The organism is Tabrizicola caldifontis, assembly GCF_004762095.1.
Lineage (GTDB): Bacteria > Pseudomonadota > Alphaproteobacteria > Rhodobacterales > Rhodobacteraceae > Tabrizicola > Tabrizicola caldifontis.
The window spans coordinates 1-20,965 of the sequence record NZ_SIJH01000003.1; the positions used below are offsets into that span (position 1 = coordinate 1).

Annotated in this window: 14 protein-coding genes; 7 read left to right on the top strand and 7 right to left on the bottom strand. The window is 65.2% G+C overall.

The features are described 5' to 3' along the window. Window positions 1-127: GTP-binding protein (locus EYB42_RS02850; RefSeq protein ID WP_231555447.1), on the bottom strand; the 127-nt coding region annotated here is incomplete at its 3' end. Between the two features lie 192 nt (window positions 128-319). Further along, window positions 320-2,632 (bottom strand): DNA topoisomerase IV subunit A, encoded by a 2,313-nt coding sequence (gene parC, locus EYB42_RS02855; RefSeq protein WP_205909951.1) that lies wholly within the window; start codon window positions 2,630-2,632, stop codon window positions 320-322. Window positions 2,633-2,776: 144 nt separating this feature from the next. Here parC and EYB42_RS02860 point away from each other — a divergent pair, with 144 nt between their 5' ends. The 7 genes from EYB42_RS02860 to betC all read left to right on the top strand — a co-directional run bounded on the left by EYB42_RS02860 (window position 2,777) and on the right by betC (window position 8,710). Continuing rightward, on the top strand, window positions 2,777-3,415 hold the full coding sequence (locus tag EYB42_RS02860) for an SH3 domain-containing protein (protein ID WP_167850905.1): 639 nt from the start codon (window positions 2,777-2,779) through the stop codon (window positions 3,413-3,415). 4 nt (window positions 3,416-3,419) lie between these two features. Further along, entirely contained in the window at window positions 3,420-4,250 is an 831-nt protein-coding gene (locus tag EYB42_RS02865) for an SDR family oxidoreductase (protein ID WP_135448016.1), read from the top strand. Window positions 4,251-4,332: 82 nt separating this feature from the next. Further along, window positions 4,333-4,536, top strand: a complete 204-nt coding sequence (locus EYB42_RS02870) for a twin transmembrane helix small protein (RefSeq protein ID WP_135448018.1) — start codon at window positions 4,333-4,335, stop codon at window positions 4,534-4,536. A gap of 2 nt (window positions 4,537-4,538) precedes the next feature. Beyond that, entirely contained in the window at window positions 4,539-5,111 is a 573-nt protein-coding gene (locus EYB42_RS02875; protein WP_135448020.1) for a cob(I)yrinic acid a,c-diamide adenosyltransferase, read from the top strand. 222 nt (window positions 5,112-5,333) lie between these two features. After that, window positions 5,334-6,095, top strand: coding sequence for an electron transfer flavoprotein subunit beta/FixA family protein (locus EYB42_RS02880; RefSeq protein WP_135448022.1), 762 nt, complete (start codon window positions 5,334-5,336; stop codon window positions 6,093-6,095). Between the two features lies 1 nt (window position 6,096). Next, window positions 6,097-7,023, top strand: a complete 927-nt coding sequence (locus EYB42_RS02885) for an electron transfer flavoprotein subunit alpha/FixB family protein (protein WP_135448024.1) — start codon at window positions 6,097-6,099, stop codon at window positions 7,021-7,023. 181 nt (window positions 7,024-7,204) lie between these two features. Continuing rightward, complete coding sequence (betC, locus tag EYB42_RS02890; protein ID WP_135448026.1) at window positions 7,205-8,710, top strand: choline-sulfatase; 1,506 nt, start codon at window positions 7,205-7,207, stop codon at window positions 8,708-8,710. 67 nt (window positions 8,711-8,777) lie between these two features. On the opposite strand, the gene EYB42_RS02895 is transcribed toward betC, so the two are convergent. From EYB42_RS02895 to rpoB, 5 genes are all read right to left on the bottom strand, one after another. Then, window positions 8,778-10,391: a GMC family oxidoreductase gene (locus tag EYB42_RS02895; protein ID WP_135448028.1), complete on the bottom strand. Its 1,614-nt coding sequence runs from the start codon at window positions 10,389-10,391 to the stop codon at window positions 8,778-8,780. 154 nt (window positions 10,392-10,545) lie between these two features. After that, the gene (locus EYB42_RS02900; protein WP_135448030.1) at window positions 10,546-11,016 is read right to left on the bottom strand and encodes an OsmC family protein; all 471 of its coding nucleotides are present in this window, start codon (window positions 11,014-11,016) and stop codon (window positions 10,546-10,548) included. Window positions 11,017-11,028: 12 nt separating this feature from the next. Next, the gene (locus EYB42_RS02905; RefSeq protein ID WP_135448032.1) at window positions 11,029-11,928 is read right to left on the bottom strand and encodes a DMT family transporter; all 900 of its coding nucleotides are present in this window, start codon (window positions 11,926-11,928) and stop codon (window positions 11,029-11,031) included. Window positions 11,929-12,270: 342 nt separating this feature from the next. After that, the gene (gene rpoC / locus EYB42_RS02910; protein WP_135448034.1) at window positions 12,271-16,521 is read right to left on the bottom strand and encodes a DNA-directed RNA polymerase subunit beta'; all 4,251 of its coding nucleotides are present in this window, start codon (window positions 16,519-16,521) and stop codon (window positions 12,271-12,273) included. 81 nt (window positions 16,522-16,602) lie between these two features. After that, on the bottom strand, window positions 16,603-20,736 hold the full coding sequence (rpoB, locus tag EYB42_RS02915) for a DNA-directed RNA polymerase subunit beta (RefSeq protein WP_135448036.1): 4,134 nt from the start codon (window positions 20,734-20,736) through the stop codon (window positions 16,603-16,605). Between the last annotated feature and the right edge of the window lie 229 nt (window positions 20,737-20,965).

The window sequence follows — 20,965 nt, forward strand, 5'->3', positions numbered from 1 at the left end:
CGTAGGCCTTGAATTCACCGAAATACTTCGTGATCGCCGCCGTCAGCGTCGTCTTCCCATGGTCAACGTGACCAATGGTCCCGATGTTCACGTGCGGTTTCGTCCGTTCAAACTTTGCCTTCGCCATTCTCGATGTCCGCCCTTGTGCTGATCGCTTGCATGGTCGGGCCGGAAGGGGCCCGTGATTACACGCGCGGCGACTTAGCCCGCGCGGGCGGGAAATTCAAGCCTGATCGGGCCACGTCGAACTCGCCTTGGCGTTCGACTGGACAGCCCCTCGGCAATGCCGCAGCCATCGCAAAGGCCCGAGGCGGCACCCTCAGGTGAAGCGGTTGTCCCGCGGGAAGCCGCGCGGGGCCATCTTGCCGGCACCGGCGCGGGCGCCCATCCATTCGGCAAGGTCGGTTTCGGTGCGCGTCCGGCCTGCAGGATCCTTCCAGGACAAGCCGTCGGCCTTCGCGAAGGTGATCGCATCCGACAGGCCGCCGTCCTTGTATTTCTGCAACCGGACACCCTTGCCCCTGGCCATCTCGGGCAGCTCTGACAGCGGGAAGACCAGCATCTTGCGGTTGTCGCCCACGACCGCGACCATGTCGCCCGCGACCGGTCGGCAGACTGCGGCCTTTACCCCCTCGCGCACCGTCAGAACCGCCTTGCCCGCGCGGGTCTGGGCGACCAGCTCCTCGGAAGGCACGATGAAACCGTCGCCTGCGGTCGAGGCGACCAGATACTTCTGCCCCGGACGCCAGACCAGAAGATCCGTTATTCCGGTATCGTTGGGAAGATCGACCATCAGGCGAACTGGCTCTCCCATGCCACGACCACCGGGCAGATTGGCGCCCAGAAGCGTGTAGACCCGGCCGTTTTCCGCCACCAGAAGGATCTTGTCGGTCGTTTCGGCGTGAAAGGCAAAGCGCGGTCCGTCACCATCCTTGAACTTCTGCTCGGCGGCCAGATCCACATGACCCTTCATCGCGCGGATCCAGCCCATCCTTGAACAGATGACGGTGATCGGTTCGCGGTCGATCATCGCCTCGTAGGGGATCTCCTCGATCTCGGCGGCGTCGGCAAACTGCGTGCGCCGCGCACCCAGGGCCGTGCCCTTGCCGTAAGTCTTGCGCAGCTCCTCCAGGTCCGACCCGATCCGCTTCCACTGGCGGGGTTCGTTGGCCAGCAGATCCGCCAGATCGGCGCGTTCCTTCGTAAGGGCGTCGCGTTCGGCGTTCAGTTCCATCTCTTCCAGCCGCCGCAAGGACCGCAGACGCATGTTCAGGATCGCCTCGGCCTGAACCTCCGTCAGCTGGCCCGCAGCACCCTTCACCGGGGGCCTGTAATCCTTTTCGGACGTGGCGCGAACATGTGGTTTCGACCAGTCCTCGGCCATCAGCGCGGCCTTGGGGTCCTCGTCATATCGGATGATGTCGATCACCCGGTCGAGGTTCAGGAAGGCGATCAACAGCCCTTCCAGAACCTCCAGCCTGGCATCGATCTTCTCGATCCGGTGCTGGCTGCGCCGGCATAGCACGTCGCGGCGATGGTCCAGGAAGGCGCGCAGCACCTCCTTCAGCGAACAGACCTTCGGCACCTTGCCGTCGATCAGCACGTTCATGTTCAGGCTGAAGCGCACTTCCAGGTCCGAGTTGCGGAACAGGCTGCCCATCAGCACCTCGGGGTCCACCGTGCGGGACCGGGGTTCCAGGATGAGGCGGATGTCTTCGGCGGATTCGTCGCGCACATCGGCCAGAAGCGGCACCTTCTTCAGCTGGATCAGCTCGGCCAGCTTCTCGATCAGCTTGGACTTCTGCACCTGGAAGGGGATCTCGGTCACGACGATCTGCCAGGTGCCACGCCCCAGATCCTCGACCTGCCACTTGGCGCGTGTGCGGAAGGCGCCGCGGCCGGTGCGATATGCCTCGAGGATCGACTCGCGCGGCTCCACGATCACCCCGCCGGTCGGGAAATCGGGCCCGGGGATCAGCTGGACCAGCGCCTCGTCCGACAGGCCCGGGTTCTCCAGCAGGGCCTGGCAGCCGTCGATCAGCTCGTCCAGGTTGTGCGGCGGGATGTTCGTGGCCATGCCCACCGCAATGCCAGAGGCGCCGTTGGCCAGAAGGTTCGGGAAGGCCGCCGGCAGCACCACCGGTTCTTCCAGCCGGCCATCGTAGTTGGGGCGGAAATCGACGGCGGTTTCGTCAATCCCCTCCATCAGCAGTTCGGCCGCCTGCGTCACGCGGGCCTCGGTGTAGCGGCTGGCCGCCGGGTTGTCGCCGTCGATGTTGCCGAAGTTGCCCTGCCCGTCCACCAGCGGGTAGCGCATGTTGAAATCCTGCGCGAGCCGCGCCATCGCGTCATAGATCGCCTGGTCGCCGTGGGGGTGGAAATCCCCCATCGTGTCGCCACTGATCTTGGCCGATTTCAGGAACCCTCCCGTCGGCGTCAGCCGCAGCCGCCGCATTGCCCAGAGGATTCGCCGGTGCACCGGTTTCAGCCCGTCGCGGGCATCGGGCAATGCCCGATGCATGATCGTGGACAGGGCATAGGTCAGGTAACGCTCGCCGATCGCGCGCGACAGCGGTTCGGAAAGCGTCATGCCGCCTTCGCCGATCTTGGGCTCGTCATCGTCCGAAGTCATGGATGTTGTGTAGGGAAATCCGGGCCGCCGGTCCAGATGGCATCGCAGCAACAGAAGTAACCTGTAGAGGCGCGATGCGTTTTGGACTCAACGCCGCGCGGGGAGATGTGCTATGAAAGGACGGCCGCCCAACCGGAATTACCCATGCTGCGCCTGACGTTACTGCTTTGCCTTGGCATGCTCGCCGCGCTTTACACGCTGGGCGAGGACAGGGGTCAGTTGCGTCCCGGTCTTGCCAAGGCCAAGGCCGAAGGTCGGCTTGAACAATTGTGGGCCGAGGCGCGGGCGAAGGCGGCGCGCACGCTGCCTGCTGCGGCAGAAACCGTCCCGGTGCCGGTCGTGGCCGAAACGGCACCCGCAGCGGCCCCTTTGCCCGAACTGCCGCCTGAACCCGAACCCATGCTGGCCAGCGCCAGCCCTGCGATCACCCCGGTGGTCGATGTCGAACCCGGGCGCGAGGTGATCGCCGCCGTGGCGGAACCGGTGTTCACACTGTCCGCCCTGGGCAACGAGCCCGTCCCCGGTGCCGACGGCCGCCCGGTCGCAACAGAGGCCCCCGTCCCGGAGACGATTGCCGAAGGCGCGATCCGGTATGTTACCGCCAGTTCGGTCAACGTGCGTTCCGGCCCCTCGACAGCGGCAGATATCCTCGGAAGGCTGGGCAATGGAGAGGCCGCTCTGCTGGTTGCGGCGGTCGATGACGAATGGGGGCGCATCGTGGTTCAGGGTGACGGCATGGAGGGTTACGTTGCCCTGCGATTCCTGAGCGCCGAAGCCCCCTGAAATCATGCCCCCGCGTTCCATTCTCATCACCGGATGTTCATCCGGCATCGGCCTTGACGCGGCGCGCAGCCTGCATGCCCGCGGCTGGCGTGTGTTCGCCACCTGCCGGCAGCAGGCAGACTGCGACCGCCTGCGTGGCGAGGGACTGGAAAGCTTCCGGCTGGACTATGCCGACGAGGCCAGTATCGCCGCGGCGGTGGCCGAGGTCGTGGAACGCACCGGCGGCACGCTGGATGCGCTGTTCAACAACGGCGCCTTCGCCAGCCCCGGCGCGGTCGAGGATCTGCCGCGCGACGCCCTGCGCGAAATCTTCGAAACCAATCTTTTCGGCTGGCACGACCTGACCCGCCGGGTGATCCCGCTGATGCGGGCGCAGGGGCACGGGCGAATCGTCAACTGCTCGTCCGTCCTGGGTCTTGTCGCGCTGACCTGGCGCGGAGCCTATGTGTCGACCAAGTTCGCGCTGGAAGGGCTGACCGATGTCCTGCGTATCGAAATGCGGGGCACCGGGATCGACGTGATCCTGATCGAGCCCGGCCCCATAGCCACGAAGATCCGCGAAAATGCCATCGCGCATTTCGAAAAGTGGATCGACTGGGAAAATTCCGCCCGCCGCGACCAGTATGTCGCCCTGCGCGGGCGGCTCTATGACCGCAAGACGAAGAAGGATGCCTTCGAACTGGAACCTTCGGCAGTGACGGCGAAACTGATTCATGCCATCGAGGCACGGCATCCCAAGGCACGCTATTTCGTCACGACGCCCACCTATCTGATGGGCTTTGCGCGCCGTCTGCTGCCGACCCGGGCGCTTGACTGGCTGATCGCGAGGGGCTGAGGGCCACCGCCGGCCTTGCCGCGAAATTTGGCTTCGCTTTTCTCGGCCGTGCGCCTAGATCAGTCAGAAAGGGAGTCTGCCCATGCTTTCCGATCCAATCTTCATCTTCGGTGCCTTCCTCTGCCTGCTGGTGCTGGTCATCCTGCTCTTCGGCATCGGCAGCTTTGCCAAGGGAGGCGAGTTCAACAAGCGCAACGCCAACAGGATCATGCGCTGGCGGATCGGCGTGCAGTTCGTGGCGGTGGTCACCATCGTGATCTTCGCCTGGGCCAGAGCAAAGGCCTGAGCATGGTTGTCCTGTCGAAGATCTACACCAAGACCGGCGATGCCGGGGAAACAGCGCTCGGCAACGGCGCGCGGGTGGCAAAGCATTCACTTCGCGTCAGCGCCTACGGCACGGTAGACGAGACCAACGCCACCGTCGGCCTGGCCCGCCTGCACGCGACCGACGAGATGGACGAGGCGCTGAAGCGCATTTCCAACGACCTGTTCGATCTGGGCGCCGACCTTTGCACCCCTGACCGGCATCTGGACGCCACGCTGTCCTACACCCCGCTGCGCATGATCGAGGGGCAGGTGACGCGGCTGGAACGCGAGATCGACGCGATGAACGACCGGCTGACACCCCTGCGCAGCTTCATCCTGCCGGGCGGGTCAGTGCTGGCGGCGCAACTGCACCTTTGCCGCACCGTCTGCCGCCGGGCCGAGCGGCTGGTCGTCGAACTGGCGACGATGGAGGACGTGAACCCCGAGGCGGTGCGCTACCTGAACCGCCTGTCCGACTGGTTCTTCGTCGCCGGACGGATCGCCAACAACGATGGCAAGGACGACGTGCTCTGGGTTCCCGGACTGACGCGCTGACGGACAGCCTGCGCGTCGAGCATGTCGTTCGCGGTTCGTGAGCGCCAAGGACGAGTGCACGAAGGGCTTGGTGAGCAGGCCCTGATCGCCCCCAACGATCAAAACGCGGCGTCGTGTCGCCGGAAGGTGTCGCATTTGCTCTGTTCCGGGGGCTTTCGCTGCGGTAACAGGCGGCGGAGAGCTTGTGCGGCCTCGTGTCGCGACGGATGAGGAGTTTCGGCGATGAAGGTGCTGGTCCCGGTCAAGCGGGTGATCGACTACAACGTGAAGGTACGCGTCAAGGCGGACGGGTCTGGGGTTGACCTTGCGAACGTCAAGATGTCGATGAACCCCTTCGACGAGATCGCTGTCGAAGAGGCGATCCGGCTGAAGGAAAAAGGCATCGCCACCGAGGTCGTCGTCGTGTCGATCGGCGTGAAGCAGTCGCAGGAAACCCTGCGCAACGCGCTGGCCATGGGCGCGGACCGGGCGATCCTGATCGAGGCCGCGACGGATGTGCATACCGACATCGAGCCCCTGGCCGTGGCCAAGCTGCTGGCCGCCGTGGTCAGGGAAGAAGCGCCGGGTCTTGTCCTGTGCGGCAAGCAGGCGATCGACAACGACATGAACGCCACCGGCCAGATGCTGGCTGCCCTTCTCGGCTGGAGCCAGGCCACCTTCGCCAGCGAAGTCGCCATCGAGGGGGACCACGCCAAGGTCACGCGCGAGGTGGACGGCGGCTTGCAGACGATCTCGGTCAAGCTTCCCTCGATCATCACCGTCGATCTGCGGCTGAACGAGCCGCGCTATGCCAGCCTGCCGAACATCATGAAGGCCAAGGCCAAGCCGCTGGCGACCAAGACGCCCGCCGATTATGGCGTGGATGTCTCGCCGCGCCTGTCGGTGGTCAAGACGGTGGAACCGGCGGGCCGCAAGGCGGGCGTGAAGGTCGGCTCGGTGGACGAGCTGATCGCGAAACTGAAAGACGAAGCGGGGGTGATCTGAGATGGCCGTTCTTCTTCTTGCCGATGTGGTTGACGGGAAGCTTGCGACCGATCAGGTCGCCAAGGCGCTGACTGCGGTGAAATCGCTGGGTCCGGTGACGGTGCTGGTCGCCGGAGCGGGCGGTGATGCCGCCGCGGCCGAGGCCGCGACGCTGGACGGCGTGTCAAAGGTGCTGTTCGCCGACGACCACGCCTATTGCCACGGGATGGCCGAACCCACCGCCGCGCTGATCGTGTCGCTGGCGGGCGACTACGAGCACATCGCCGCCGCAAGTGGCGCGCTTTCGAAATCGGTCCTGCCGCGCGTGGCGGCCCTTCTGGACGTGATGGTCATCTCGGAAGTGCTGGCGGTCCATGACGGAGCGACGTTCGACCGGCCGATCTATGCCGGCAACGCGATCCAGACGGTGAAGACCTCTGACGCCAAGAAGGTGCTGACCATTCGCACCGCAACCTTTGATGCGGCCGGCAAGGGCGGCAACGCCCCAGTGGAAAAGATCTCGGCCGTGGTCGATGGCAGCCTGTCGACCTGGGTTGAGGACAAGGTGGCATCAAGCGACCGACCGGAACTGACCAGCGCGGGGATCGTCGTCTCCGGCGGGCGGGGCGTCGGCTCGAAGGAAAGCTTCGACCTGATCGAGAAGCTGGCCGACAAGCTGGGCGCCGCCGTCGGCGCCAGCCGCGCTGCGGTCGATTCGGGCTATGCGCCGAACGACTGGCAGGTGGGCCAGACCGGAAAGGTGGTGGCGCCGGACCTCTATGTTGCCGTCGGCATCTCGGGCGCGATCCAGCACCTTGCAGGGATGAAGGATTCCAAGGTGATCGTCGCGATCAACAAGGACGAAGAGGCGCCGATCTTCCAGGTCGCAGACTATGGCCTTGTCGCCGACCTGTTCACCGCCGTGCCGGAGATGATCGAGAAGCTCTGAGGTTCGGCGCTCTGAAGCGCATCTTGCATCAGGTGACATTGGGTCTTCCGCAAGGGAGACCCTTTTCTTTGGCCACCGCTGAAATGGCGGATACGACCGGCTTCTGTCGGTTGGGGGCCAGACCCTTCCCGGTCAAGCCGTCATTCAGGGCGCGATGCCCCACCCACTCGCGGATCCTCACATGACCGGAAAGCCCAACCTTCTGATCTTCATGGTCGATCAGCTGAACGGGACGCTGTTTCCCGACGGCCCGGCCGATTTTCTGCATACCCCGAACCTGAAGCGGCTGGCCGCACGTTCCACCCGCTTTGCCAACTGCTACACGGCCTCGCCGCTGTGCGCCCCGGCGCGGGCAAGCTTCATGTCGGGCCAGCTGCCCTCGCGCACCCGGGTCTATGACAACGCGGCCGAATTCGCCAGCGACATCCCGACCTATGCCCATCACCTGCGCCGTGCGGGCTATCACACCGTGCTGTCTGGCAAGATGCATTTCGTCGGCCCCGACCAGCTGCACGGCTTCGAAGAGCGGCTGACCACCGACATCTACCCCGCCGATTTCGGCTGGACCCCCGACTACCGCAAGCCGGGAGAGAGGATCGACTGGTGGTATCACAATCTCGGCTCGGTCACCGGGGCGGGCGTGGCCGAGATCACCAACCAGTACGAATACGACGACGACGTGGCCTTCCAGGCCGTGCAGAAGCTTTATGACCTGTCGCGCGGGGCCGATCCGCGGCCCTGGTGCCTGACGGTCAGCTTCACCCACCCGCACGACCCCTTTGTCGCACGGCGCAAATACTGGGATCTCTACGAAGGCGCACCGGAACTGGAACCGCCCGCTGCCATCCCCTACGAGGCGATGGATCCCCATTCCCGGCGCCTGATGGATGCCTGCGACTGGCGGAATTTCGACATCACACCCGACCACATCCGCCGCGCGCGCCGGGGCTATTTTGCCAACATATCCTACATCGACGACAAGATCGGCGAGATCCTCTCGGTGCTCGAGGCGACCCGGCAAGAGGCCCACATCCTCTTCCTCTCCGACCACGGCGAGATGCTGGGAGAGCGCGGCCTGTGGTTCAAGATGAACTTCTTCGAAGGCTCGGCCCGCGTGCCGCTGATGATCGCCGCGCCAGAGCTGCCAGCGGGCCGGGTCGATACACCGGTCTCCACCATCGACCTGGCGCCTACCCTGGCCGCAGTGGCCGGCATCTCGATGGACGAGGTGATGCCCTGGACCGAAGGCGTCAACCTGATCCCGGTGGCGAACGGCGCCCCGCGCGGCCCGGTGGCAATGGAATATGCCGCCGAAGGCTCGATCACGCCGCTCGTCGCCCTGCGCGAGGGCGCCTGGAAATACATCCGCTGCGCGGCCGACCCCGAGCAGCTCTTCGACGTGGCCAACGACCCGGGCGAGACCACGAACCTCGCCGCCGATCCCCGCGCCGCCGAAATCCTCGCTCATTTTCGCAAGCTTGCCGATGCCCGCTGGGATCTCGCCGCCTTCGACGCCCAAGTCCGCGAAAGCCAGGCCCGGCGCTGGGTCGTCTACGAGGCGCTGCGCAACGGCGCCTATTTCCCCTGGGATTACCAGCCGCTCCGCGCCGCCAGCGAACGCTACATGCGCAACCACATGGACCTGAACGTCCTGGAAGAGCAGAAGCGCTTCCCTCGCGGCGAATAGACAGGGGGCACGCATCCGACGCCCCCTTGCTCTTTCTTCAAATGCTCCCGCCGGAGGCCCGCCGACCCTAACGCGCGTCGGCCAGCACCCGTTCGGCCCCCATCCAGCCCATCAGGATGGAAGGCGCATTGGTGTTGCCCGCGATGATGTTGGGGAAGGCCGAAGCGTCGATCACCCGCAGCCCGCCGACGCCGTGCGCCCTCAGCCCGGGATCCACGACCGAAGTCGCCGGATCCTGCCCCATCCGGCAGGTGCAGCTGGGGTGATAGACTGTCCCCGACCGGGCGCGGAAATCGGCGATCAGGTCGTCGTCCGTCACAACCTCGGGCCCGGGTCGCAACTCCTCCTTGATTAGCGGCGCCAGTGCCGGCTGCGCGGCGATGCGGCGGACGAACTTCACCGCGGCCAGCATCTCCGCAACGTCGTTGTCGGTCGAAAAGGCGTTGGCGGTGATCACCGGATGATCCTCGGGCCGGGCCGAGCGCAGCCGGATATGGCCCCGACTGGTCGGCCGGCAGTTCGACAGGCCGATCGACATGCCCGACCAGGGGTCCGGCGTCAGGATCGGCCGCTCGCCCCCGCGCGGGATCAGCGTCGAGAACGCCTGGAAATACAGCTGCATGTTCGGCCGGTCCAGGTCGGGCCGCGTGCGGAAGAAGCCGCCTCCGTGGTTGATCGACTTCGCCAGCGGCCCCCCCCCGCCCAGGACATACTGCAACCCGGCGCGCAGCTTGCCCCACCAGGGGCGCAGCTCGTCGTTGTAGGTCGGCACCTTCATCGACCAGGTGTAGTTCAGCCCCTGATGGTCGCTCAGGTGGTCGCCGACATTCGGATTGTCGCTGACGACCGGGATGCCCAGCGCCTGCAACAGCGCCCCCGGCCCGATGCCGGACAGTTGCAGAAGCTGCGGCGAGTTGATCGCGCCCCCGGCCAGGATCACCTCGGCGCGCGCCCGCAGCACCCGCGTCGTGCCGCCGTGGCGATACTCGACCCCGACCGCCCGGCCGCCCTCGATCAGCACCCGCGTCGCCAGCGCCCGGGTCAGCACGCGCAGGTTCGGCCGCTTCATCGCCGGCCGCAGGAAGGCCCGCGCCGCCGAATTGCGCCGGGCCGCCTTGATCGTCATCTGGTAGATGCCCGCGCCTTCCTGCTGCGCACCGTTGAAATCGGGGTTTTCCGCCAGACCCGCCTGGCCGCAGGCCGCGACATAGCTTGCCACCAGCGGATGCAGACCCGTCCGGTTTGCCGATATGAACAGAGGCCCACCCGTCCCGCGAAATTCGTCCGCGCCGGCCTCGTTGTCCTCCAGCGCCCGATAGGCGGCGAGGCACTCGTCCCAGCCCCAGCCCGGCGCCGCGCGGCCCCAGTCTTCGTAATCCGCCCGGTGCCCCCGGATCCAGACCATCGCGTTGATGCTGGAGGACCCGCCCAGGATCTTGCCGCGCGGCCAGTGGTCCTGCGCGCCATTCAGCCCGGGGTCGGGTTCGGTCTTGTAAAGCCAGTTCACCGCCGGGTCATAGAACAGCTTGCCATAGCCCAGTGGCAGCTGGACATAGAACCGCCGGTCCGTCCCGCCCGCCTCCAGCACCGTGACCCTGTGGCGCCCGCTGGCCGTCAGCCGGTCGGCCAGGACGCAGCCGGCGGAGCCCGCGCCCACGATGATGTAATCGGTCTCGTCCATTCGCGCCCCCAGACCCAGGCGCGACCCTAGCGGGGCCCAAGGGCGGAGACCGTCCGGTTTGCGACACTGGATGTCGCGCCCGTGTCGCCCCCCTGCGCCTTCGGCTTGTCGTCGCGGGCCGCCCTGCGAGGAGCGGCGCAGCCTGCGACGAGCGTTACGCCTGGACCTCGAAGGTCGGCGCATAGTCCACCGGAAAGTTCACCGACCGGGCGATGAAGCAGACATCGTGGATCCGGTGGTGGATCGCCTCGGCGGCAGCAAGGTCCGTCCCCGGCTTCACCAAGACATGCGGCCGCAGCGTCGCCTTTACGAACCGCCCAGCCCCGCCGCGCCCGACCTCGCCCACGGCCACCGGGCTGTCACTATAGCCCGTGACCACGATCCCCGCATCGCTGGCATAATGCAGATACCACAGCATGTGGCAGGCCGAGAGCGCCGACAACAGCAGATCCTCCGGGTTCATCTTCGCCGGATCGCCGCCCAGGAGCGGATCGTTCGAACAATGGATAAGGGCCTTTCCCGGCACTGCGATGTCCCATGTCCGGTCATAGGCGTGGTAGTGCGCAGTTCCGTCACCCCGGTTGCCAGTCCACTGGATTCGTGTGGTGTAGTCATGGGTCGGCATTTGCCCCTCCTGTCAGCCTTGCAAACCGGGTTGCGATGCACGGTGCAGTCGAAGCCTCCGCTCGCGCCACAGGGTAAACAGCCCTGCGCCGACGACGATCGCCGCGCCAACCAGCGTCCACAGGTCGGGCAGATCGCCAAAGACCAGAAGACCAAGCACGATGGCCCATAGCAGCGAGGTATAGCGGAAAGGCGCAACGATGCCGATGTCGCCATGCCGCATCGCCATGACCGAGGTCAGATAGCCCACGATCAGGAACAACCCCGCCCCCAGCACCTTGCCAGCCTCGGGCGCGCTCATCGGGGCCCACCCCTGGAAGGACGCGCCGACCCAGCCCATCACCGTCACCGCAACCGCCGCCCCGAGGGCCACCAGGGCCGACGGCACCTGCCCCTGCATGGGCCGCACCGACAGATCGCGGACCACCACACAGACGACCGAGGCCACGCCCAGAAGCGCCCAGCGGTCGAATCCTTCCGTTCCCGGCCGGATGATGATCAACACACCCACCAGCCCGGCCAGGATCGCCGTCATCCGCCGCCAGCCGATCCGGTCGCCGAAGACAAGCGCCGCGCCCAGCGTGATCGCCAGCGGCAGCGCCTGCAAAATGGCCGACAGGTTCGCCAGCGGCATTCGCAGCAGCGCCTCGAGGAACAGGATCGTCGCCGCGACATCGGCCAGCGAGCGCAAGAGGATCAGCCATCCGTCGCGACCGTTGGGGCGGAACCGGAATGCCCCGGTGGCCAGCACCAGCAGACCGAGGCCCACAACGGCAATCAGGCCCCGCAGTCCGATGGTCTGGTAAAGCGGCAAGGTCTGCGTCACCGACTTCATGAAGGTGTCGTTGATGGTAAAGGCGGCCATCGAGGCGCACATCAACAGGATGCCGCGCAGGTTTTCGGAAAGGGGCAAGGGCAGGATCCTTCCTGATCGCTGCCTGAGTAGCAGCCCGCCACGCCAAGCGGAAGATCCCTCTGGCCGATACCCGTCGGCCGATGCGGCGACGCTTTCGCCACCGACCATGTGCCCTGCCACGGGGCGATGCCGCGCACCGGGCAGGGCCCACGGACGGTTCATGCCCCCTTTTGCGAAAAGGTGCCGTCACTGGCAGGATCCGTTCTCTGCCCGCAGCAGCGCCGGTCATGGGGGTTCGATACCCCTTGAACGGCACGCCGTCCCGGCAAGTGCGAAACGAAAACCCCTGCCAGCCTTGCGACTGGCAGGGGCAGGTGTTTCGAACGGCGGCCGCGAGGCTCAGTCGCGGCTTTCGATCGTATCGACCAGACCGCTGTCGGCCTGGCCCTGAACGCCCGTTTCTGCCGCATCCATCGGCGCGGCAAGGGCCGCGGCCTTCTCGGCCTCGCTCCGGCGTGCCTCGATCACCAGGTGGTCACGCTCGGCAGCGATGCGCTTCACCCGCGCAGTCGCCCCGCCGGTACCTGCCGGGATCAGCCGGCCGACGATGACGTTTTCTTTCAGGCCCACCAGCTTGTCGCGCTTGCCCTGGACCGAGGCCTCGGTCAGGACGCGAGTGGTTTCCTGGAAGGATGCGGCCGAGATGAACGACCGGGTCTGCAGAGAGGCCTTGGTGATGCCCAGCAGGATCGGCTCGGCCGTCGCCTCGCGCAGGCCGCGGGCGCGGGCCTTGGCGTTCTCTTCCTCCAGCTCCTGCTTGTCCACATGCTCGCCCTTCAAGAGCGTGGTATCCCCGCTATCGAGGATTTCCAGCTTCTGCAGCATCTGGCGCACGATCACCTCGATGTGCTTGTCGTTGATCTTCACGCCCTGCAGGCGATAAACGTCCTGCACCTCGTCGATCATGTAGTTGGCAAGCGCCTCGATCCCCATGATCCGCAGGATGTCGTGCGGAGCGGGGTTGCCGTCCATGATGTAGTCGCCCTTCTGCACGAAGTCGCCTTCCTGCACCGGAATGTGCTTCCCTTTCGGGATCATGTATTCCATGGGCGGCAGCGTCTCATCCACCGGTTCCACGGTGATGCGGCGCTTGTTCTTGTAGTCCTTGCCGAAGCGGACATAGCCATCGGCTTCCGCGATGATCGCGTGATCCTTCGGACGGCGTGCCTCGAACAGTTCCGCCACCCGGGGCAGACCCCCGGTGATGTCCTTGGTCTTGGCGCCTTCGCGCGGGATCCGCGCCACCACGTCGCCCGGCCGCAGTTCCTGGCCGTCCTCGACGGAAAGGATCGCGTCCACCGACATCGGGTAGGTGATCGGATTGCCGCTGTCGCCGCGCACCGGATCGCCCGTCGCCGGATCCATCACGATGATTTCCGGCTTCAGATCGCCGCCCTTTGGAACCGAGCGCCAGTCGGCGACGATCTTCTGGGTCATGCCGGTGGCATCGTCGGTTTCCTCGCGGACCGAGATCCCCGCGACCAGATCCTTGAACCGCGCGACCCCCGCCTTTTCGGCGATGATCGGCAGGGTGAAGGGATCCCATTCGAACAGCTTGGTGCCGCGCTTGACCGTCTCGCCCTCCTTGACGTGGAGTTTCGAGCCATAGGTCAGCTTGTGGACCGCACGCTCGGTTCCTGCCTCGTCGATGATCGCGACCTGCATGTTGCGGCCGATGACGATCTGCTCGCCTGCGGCGTTCTTCAGGATGTTGGCGTTGCGGAACTCGATCCGGCCTTCCTGCGACGCTTCCAGGAACGACTGCTGGCCGCCCTGGGCCACGCCGCCGATGTGGAAGGTGCGCATGGTCAGCTGCGTGCCAGGTTCGCCGATCGACTGGGCGGCGATGATGCCGACCGCCTCGCCGATGTTCACCAGCGTGCCGCGCGCCAGGTCGCGGCCATAGCACAGCGCGCAAACGCCCTCTTCGGCCTCGCAGGTCAGCGGGCTGCGGATGCGGATCGAAGCGATGGACGACGCGGCGATCAGATCCGCCTTGCGCTCGTCGATCAGCTCGCCCCTGGCGACGATCACCTCGTCGGTGCCCGGCGCGATCACGTCCTCGGCCGCGACACGACCCAGAACGCGCTCGCCCATCGGCACGATGACTTCGCCATCGTTGACGGCTGCCGAGGCAGTGATCGCATTTTCGGTGCCGCAGTCATGGACCCGCACGATGCAGTCCTGCGCCACATCCACCAGACGGCGGGTCAGGTAGCCCGAGTTCGCCGTCTTCAGCGCGGTGTCCGACAGACCCTTCCGCGCGCCGTGGGTCGAGTTGAAGTATTCAAGAACGGTCAGACCTTCCTTGAAGTTGGAGATGATCGGCGTCTCGATGATTTCGCCCGAAGGCTTGGCCATCAGGCCGCGCATACCCCCAAGCTGCTTCATCTGGGTCACCGAACCCCGTGCACCCGAGTGCGCCATCATGTAGACCGAGTTCGGCTCCATCTCGGCGCCGTTCTCGTCGAACTTGGGGGCCGAGATGGCCGCCATCATTGCCTCGGTCACCTTGTCGTTGCACTTCGACCAGGCGTCCACGACCTTGTTGTATTTCTCGCCCTGGGTGATCAGGCCGTCCAGATACTGCTGCTCGAAGCCGGCGACCTGCTCTTTCACCTCGTTCACGATCTCCCACTTCGACTCGGGGATCACCATATCGTCCTTGCCGAAGGAGATGCCGGCGCGGAAGGCCTCCTTGAAGCCCAGCGACATGATCTGGTCGCAGAAGATCACCGATTCCTTCTGGCCGCAGTAGCGGTAGACGGTGTCGATGACGGTCTGCACGTCCTTCTTGCGCAGAAGGCGGTTGACCAGATCGAAGGGCGCCTTGGCGTTCAGCGGCAGCAGGTTACCCAGCCGCAGGCGGCCCGGTGTGGTGTCATACCGCTTCCAGACGATGTTGCCGTGTTCGTCCACCTGACGGATGCGCGCCTTGATCCTGGCGTGCAGATGCAACTCGCCGGCGGCAAGGGCATGTTCGACCTCGTCGATGTCGGCGAAGGCCATGCCCTCGCCCTTCATGCCCTTGCGCTCCATGGTCGTGTAGTAAAGCCCCAGAACCATGTCCTGCGATGGCACGATGATCGGGCTGCCGTTGGCGGGCGACAGCACGTTGTTCGTGGACATCATCAGCACGCGCGCTTCCAGCTGGGCTTCCAGAGAAAGCGGAACGTGCACGGCCATCTGGTCGCCGTCGAAGTCGGCGTTGAAGGCCGAGCAGACCAGCGGGTGCAGCTGGATCGCCTTGCCCTCGATCAGAATCGGCTCGAAGGCCTGGATGCCCAGGCGGTGCAGCGTCGGCGCACGGTTGAGGAGCACCGGGTGTTCGCGGATGACCTCGTCCAGGATGTCCCAGACCTCGGGCCGTTCCTTCTCGACCAGCTTCTTGGCCTGCTTCACGGTCGAGGACAGGCCCTTGGCCTCGAGCCGCGAGTAGATGAAGGGCTTGAAGAGTTCGAGCGCCATCTTCTTCGGCAGACCGCACTGGTGCAGCTTGAGTTCCGGCCCGGTCACGATGACCGAGCGGCCCGAGAAATCCACGCGCTTGCCCAGCAGGTTCTGGCGGAAGCGGCCCTGCTTGCCCTTCAGCATGTCGGACAGCGATTTCAGCGGGCGCTTGTTGGTGCCGGTGATGACGCGGCCGCGACGGCCGTTGTCGAACAGCGCATCCACCGCTTCTTGCAGCATCCGCTTTTCGTTGCGCACGATGATGTCCGGCGCGCGCAACTCGATCAGGCGCTTCAGGCGGTTGTTGCGGTTGATGACCCGGCGATACAGGTCGTTCAGGTCGGATGTGGCGAAACGGCCGCCGTCCAGCGGAACCAGCGGGCGCAGTTCCGGCGGAATCACCGGCAGAACGGTCAGGATCATCCATTCCGGGCGGTTGCCGGATTCAAGGAACGACTCGACGATCTTCAGCCGCTTGATGATCTTCTTCGGCTTCAATTCGCCGGTGGCTTCCTTCAGCTCTTCTCTCAGCTGGTCGGCCACGGCCTGCAGGTCGATCGCAGCCAGCATTTCACGGATCGCCTCGGCGCCGATGTTGGCGGTGAAGGCGTCGGCGCCATACCGGTCCTGCGCGTCGAGATATTCCTCTTCGGTCAGCAGCTGGCCATAGTTCAGGTCGGTGAGGCCCGGCTCGATGACGACGTAGTTCTCGAAATAGAGAATGCGTTCCAGATCGCGCAGCGTCATGTCGAGCATGAGCCCGATCCGGCTGGGCAACGATTTCAGGAACCAGATGTGGGCGACGGGGGCGGCCAGTTCGATATGGCCCATGCGTTCGCGCCGCACCTTCTGGAGCGTGACTTCAACGCCGCATTTCTCGCAGACGACGCCGCGATACTTCATGCGCTTGTACTTGCCGCAGAGGCATTCGTAGTCCTTGATCGGCCCGAAGATGCGGGCGCAGAACAGGCCGTCGCGTTCCGGCTTGAAGGTCCGGTAGTTGATGGTTTCCGGCTTCTTGATCTCGCCATAGGACCAAGACCGGATTCGCTCCGGGGAGGCCAGAGATATCCTGATCTCGTCGAAGGTCTTGGCCGGAGCAACCGGGTTGAACGGGTTGGTCGAGAGTTCCTGGTTCATTTCATCTTCCCAATCAGAGGGTTGCGGTCAGAGGAGCCGGCTTCCTCGAAGAAACCGGCCCGGAATTTTCGAAAATTCCGGTCACTCCTCCTCCGCATCCAGGAGTTCCATGTTGAGGCCGAGGCCCCGCACTTCCTTGACAAGGACGTTGAACGATTCCGGCACGCCGGCCTCGAAGTTGTCCTCGCCCTTGACGATGGCCTCGTAGACCTTGGTCCGGCCCGCCACGTCGTCCGACTTCACCGTCAGCATTTCCTGCAGGGTGTAGGCGGCGCCGTAGGCTTCCAGAGCCCAGACCTCCATCTCGCCGAGACGCTGGCCGCCGAACTGCGCCTTGCCGCCCAGCGGCTGCTGGGTGACCAGGCTGTAGGGGCCTGTCGACCGCGCGTGCAGCTTGTCATCGACGAGGTGGTGCAGCTTCAGCATATACTTCACCCCCACCGTGACCTTGCGGCTGAACTTCTCGCCGGTGCGGCCGTCGAAGACTTCGCTCTGGCCGGATTCGTCAAAGCCGGCGCGGCGCAAGGCATCGTTGACATCGGCCTCCTTGGCGCCGTCGAAGACCGGGGTCGCGATCGGCACGCCGCGGGTGACGAGGCTGGCCTTCTCGACCAGATCCTCGGGCTCCATGCCGGCGAAGGCTTCATCGTAGGTCTCGTCGCCATAGGCCAGCCGCATCGCCTCGCGCACCGGGGTCAGGTCGCCCGAACGGCGGAATTCGGCCAGCGCCTCGTCGATCTTCAGGCCCAGGCCGCGCGCGGCCCAGCCCATGTGGGTTTCGAGGATCTGGCCCACGTTCATCCGCGACGGCACGCCGAGCGGGTTGAGAACCAGGTCCACCGGGGTGCCATCGGCCAGGAAGGGCATGTCCTCCATAGGTACGACCTTGGAGATGACGCCCTTGTTGCCGTGACGGCCGGCCATCTTGTCGCCCGGCTGCAGCTTGCGCTTCACCGCAACGAAGACCTTGACCATCTTCATCACGCCCGGAGGCAGGTCGTCGCCGCGGCGGACCTTTTCCACCTTGTCCTCGAAGCGGTGCTCCAGCGCGCGCTTCTGCGCCTCGAACTGGTCGTGCAGTGCCTCGACCTCGTTGGCGTCAGCCTCCTCGCCCAGCGCCAGCTGCCACCACTGACCGCGGCTGAGGGTGGAGAGCAACTCCTCATCGATGGTCGAGCCCGCCTTGATGCCCTTCGGCCCCTTCACGGCGGTCTTGCCCAGGATCAGCGACTTCAGACGCGCATAGATGTTGCGTTCCAGGATCGCCAGCTCGTCGTCCCGGTCGCGGGCAAGGCGTTCGACTTCCTCACGCTCGATCTGCAGCGCGCGTTCGTCCTTGTCCACGCCGTGCCGGTTGAACACCCGCACTTCCACCACCGTGCCATAGGCCCCCGGCGGCAGGCGCAGCGAAGTGTCTCGCACGTCCGACGCCTTTTCGCCGAAGATCGCGCGAAGAAGCTTCTCCTCCGGTGTCATCGGGCTTTCGCCCTTGGGCGTGATCTTGCCTACGAGGATATCGCCCGGCTGCACCTCGGCGCCGATGTAGACGATGCCCGCTTCGTCGAGGTTGCGCAGCGCCTCTTCGCCCACGTTCGGGATGTCGCGGGTGATCTCTTCCGGGCCCAGCTTGGTATCCCGGGCAGCAACTTCGTATTCCTCGATGTGGATCGAGGTGAACACGTCATCGCGCAGGATGCGTTCCGAGATCAGGATCGAGTCCTCGTAGTTGTAGCCGTTCCAGGGCATGAACGCGACGATCACGTTCCGACCCAGGGCCAGTTCGCCCATGTCGGTGCAGGGACCGTCAGCGATGACCTCGCCCCGCTTCACGGTGTCGCCCACCTTCACCAGCGGACGCTGGTTGATGCAGGACGACTGGTTCGACCGCTTGAACTTGCGCAGACGGTAGATGTCCACGCCCGGCTCGCCCGGTTCCAGCATCTCGGTGGCGCGCACGACGATACGGGTGGCGTCCACCTGGTCGATCACGCCGGCGCGGCGGGCCATGATGGCCGCGCCCGAGTCACGGGCGACCACGGCTTCGATGCCGGTGCCGACGAAGGGGGCATCGGATTGCAGCAGGGGCACCGCCTGGCGCTGCATGTTCGAGCCCATCAGCGCGCGGTTGGCGTCATCGTTTTCCAGGAACGGGATCAGCGAGGCCGCGACCGACACCAGCTGCTTGGGCGAGACGTCGATCAGGTCGATCGCCTCGGGCGGGTTCAGCATGAATTCCCCAGCCTTGCGGCTGGAAATCAGGTCGTCGGTGAAGCGCCCTTCGGCATCCTGCGCCGCGTTCGCCTGGGCGACGGTGTGGCGCATCTCCTCGGTCGCCGACATGTAGACGACCTCGTCGGTCACCTTGCCGTCGATCACCTTCCGGTAGGGGGTCTCGATGAAGCCGTACTTGTTCACCCGCGCGAAGGTCGCCAGGCTGTTGATCAGGCCGATGTTCTGGCCTTCCGGCGTCTCGATCGGGCACATCCGGCCATAGTGGGTCGGGTGCACGTCGCGGACCTCGAAGCCCGCACGCTCTCGGGTCAGACCGCCCGGGCCGAGGGCCGACAGACGGCGCTTGTGGGTGACTTCCGACAGCGGGTTGGTCTGGTCCATGAACTGCGACAGCTGGCTGGAGCCGAAGAATTCCCGCACCGCCGCCGCCGCCGGTTTCGCGTTGATCAGGTCCTGCGGCATGATCGTGTCGATCTCGACACTGGACATCCGCTCCTTGATCGCGCGCTCCATCCGCAGGAGGCCGACGCGGTACTGGTTCTCCATCAGCTCGCCGACCGAGCGCACCCGGCGGTTGCCGAGGTGGTCGATGTCGTCGATCTCGCCCTTGCCGTCGCGCAGTTCGGTCAGCGCCTTGATGCAGGCGATGATGTCCTCGCGGTCAAGCGTGCGCTGCGTGTCGGGCTTGTTCAGGTCCAGCCGCATGTTCATCTTGACCCGGCCCACGGCCGACAGGTCATAGCGTTCCTTGTCGAAGAACAGCGTGTCGAACAGCGCGGCGGCGGCCTCCACCGTCGGCGGTTCGCCCGGACGCATGACGCGATAGATGTCCATGAGCGCTGTGTCGCGGCTCATGTTCTTGTCGATCGCCATGGTATTGCGGATGTAGGGTCCGACGTTGACATTGTCGATGTCGAGGACCGGAATGTCCGTGATGCCCTGGTCGAGCAGAAGCTTGACCGTGCCGCCCTTCACCTCGCCGTCGCGATCCAGTTCCCAGGTCAGCTCGTCGCCGGCCTCGACCCAGATCTCGCCGGTTTCCTCGTTGATGATGTCCTTGGCGACATACCGGCCGAGGATGTGGTCGAAGGGCACCAGAAGCTCGGTGACCGTGCCCTCGTCCTTCCACTTCTTCACCATGCGCGGCGTGGCCTTGTCACCGGCCTTCAGGATCACCTCGCCCGTCGCGGCATCGACCAGGTCATAGGTCGGCCGGGTGCCCTGAACCCGGCTGGGGAAGAACTTGGTGACCCAGCCCTTGTTCTTGACGTAGCGGAAGTTGATCGTCTCGTAATAGGCATTCATGATGCCTTCCTGGTCCATGCCCAGGGCGTAAAGCAGCGTCGTGACCGGCAGCTTGCGGCGGCGGTCGATGCGGGCATAGACGATGTCCTTGGCGTCGAACTCGAAATCGAGCCAGCTGCCGCGATACGGGATGATGCGGCAGGCGAACAAGAGTTTGCCCGAGGAATGGGTCTTGCCCTTGTCGTGGTCGAAGAACACGCCGGGTGAACGATGCATCTGGCTGACGATCACGCGTTCCGTCCCGTTCACGATGAACGTTCCGTTCGGCGTCATCAGGGGCATGTCGCCCATGTAGACATCCTGTTCCTTGATGTCCTTGACCGACCGGGCCCCGGTGGTTTCATCGACATCGAACACGATCAGGCGCAGCGTCACCTTCAGGGGCGCGGCATAGGTCATGTCGCGCTGCTGGCATTCCTCCACGTCATATTTCGGCTTTTCCAGCTCGTACTTCACGAACTCGAGGACCGCGGTCTCGTTGAAGTCCTTGATCGGAAAGACCGACTGGAAGGTGCCTTGCAGCCCCTCGCCGTCCATCGGCTTGTCGCCGTCGCCAGAGCGCAGGAAAAGATCGTAGGAGGATTTCTGAACCTCGATCAGGTTCGGCATCTCCAGCACTTCACGGATTTTCCCGTAATAGCGGCGGATGCGTTTCTGGCCGACATAAGCTTGCGCCATCTTCCTGGTCACCTTTCATTTTCGCTGGCACACCACCCGTCGGGCCACGGGCGCGCGCCGCTTGCGAAGAGGCCGATGGGTTCCATTCGTGCCACCCGTCCCGAAGGGAGGCTCCCGAACCCGTCTCGCACCTAGGGAGAGACCTTCGCGAAGATCCCTTCCAAGATGCGCACGGCTGGGCCCGAATGCCTCGGGCCCAGCCTGCAAATCCGTGGGGTTGTCCCCCGTG

Coding starts and splice junctions, on each gene's coding strand:
- parC (WP_205909951.1), bottom strand. CDS start 2,632: ATGACTTCGGACGATGACGAGCCCAAGATCGGCGAAGGCGGCATGACG.
- EYB42_RS02860 (WP_167850905.1), top strand. CDS start 2,777: ATGCTGCGCCTGACGTTACTGCTTTGCCTTGGCATGCTCGCCGCGCTT.
- EYB42_RS02865 (WP_135448016.1), top strand. CDS start 3,420: ATGCCCCCGCGTTCCATTCTCATCACCGGATGTTCATCCGGCATCGGC.
- EYB42_RS02870 (WP_135448018.1), top strand. CDS start 4,333: ATGCTTTCCGATCCAATCTTCATCTTCGGTGCCTTCCTCTGCCTGCTG.
- EYB42_RS02875 (WP_135448020.1), top strand. CDS start 4,539: ATGGTTGTCCTGTCGAAGATCTACACCAAGACCGGCGATGCCGGGGAA.
- EYB42_RS02880 (WP_135448022.1), top strand. CDS start 5,334: ATGAAGGTGCTGGTCCCGGTCAAGCGGGTGATCGACTACAACGTGAAG.
- EYB42_RS02885 (WP_135448024.1), top strand. CDS start 6,097: ATGGCCGTTCTTCTTCTTGCCGATGTGGTTGACGGGAAGCTTGCGACC.
- betC (WP_135448026.1), top strand. CDS start 7,205: ATGACCGGAAAGCCCAACCTTCTGATCTTCATGGTCGATCAGCTGAAC.
- EYB42_RS02895 (WP_135448028.1), bottom strand. CDS start 10,391: ATGGACGAGACCGATTACATCATCGTGGGCGCGGGCTCCGCCGGCTGC.
- EYB42_RS02900 (WP_135448030.1), bottom strand. CDS start 11,016: ATGCCGACCCATGACTACACCACACGAATCCAGTGGACTGGCAACCGG.
- rpoC (WP_135448034.1), bottom strand. CDS start 16,521: ATGAACCAGGAACTCTCGACCAACCCGTTCAACCCGGTTGCTCCGGCC.
- rpoB (WP_135448036.1), bottom strand. CDS start 20,736: ATGGCGCAAGCTTATGTCGGCCAGAAACGCATCCGCCGCTATTACGGG.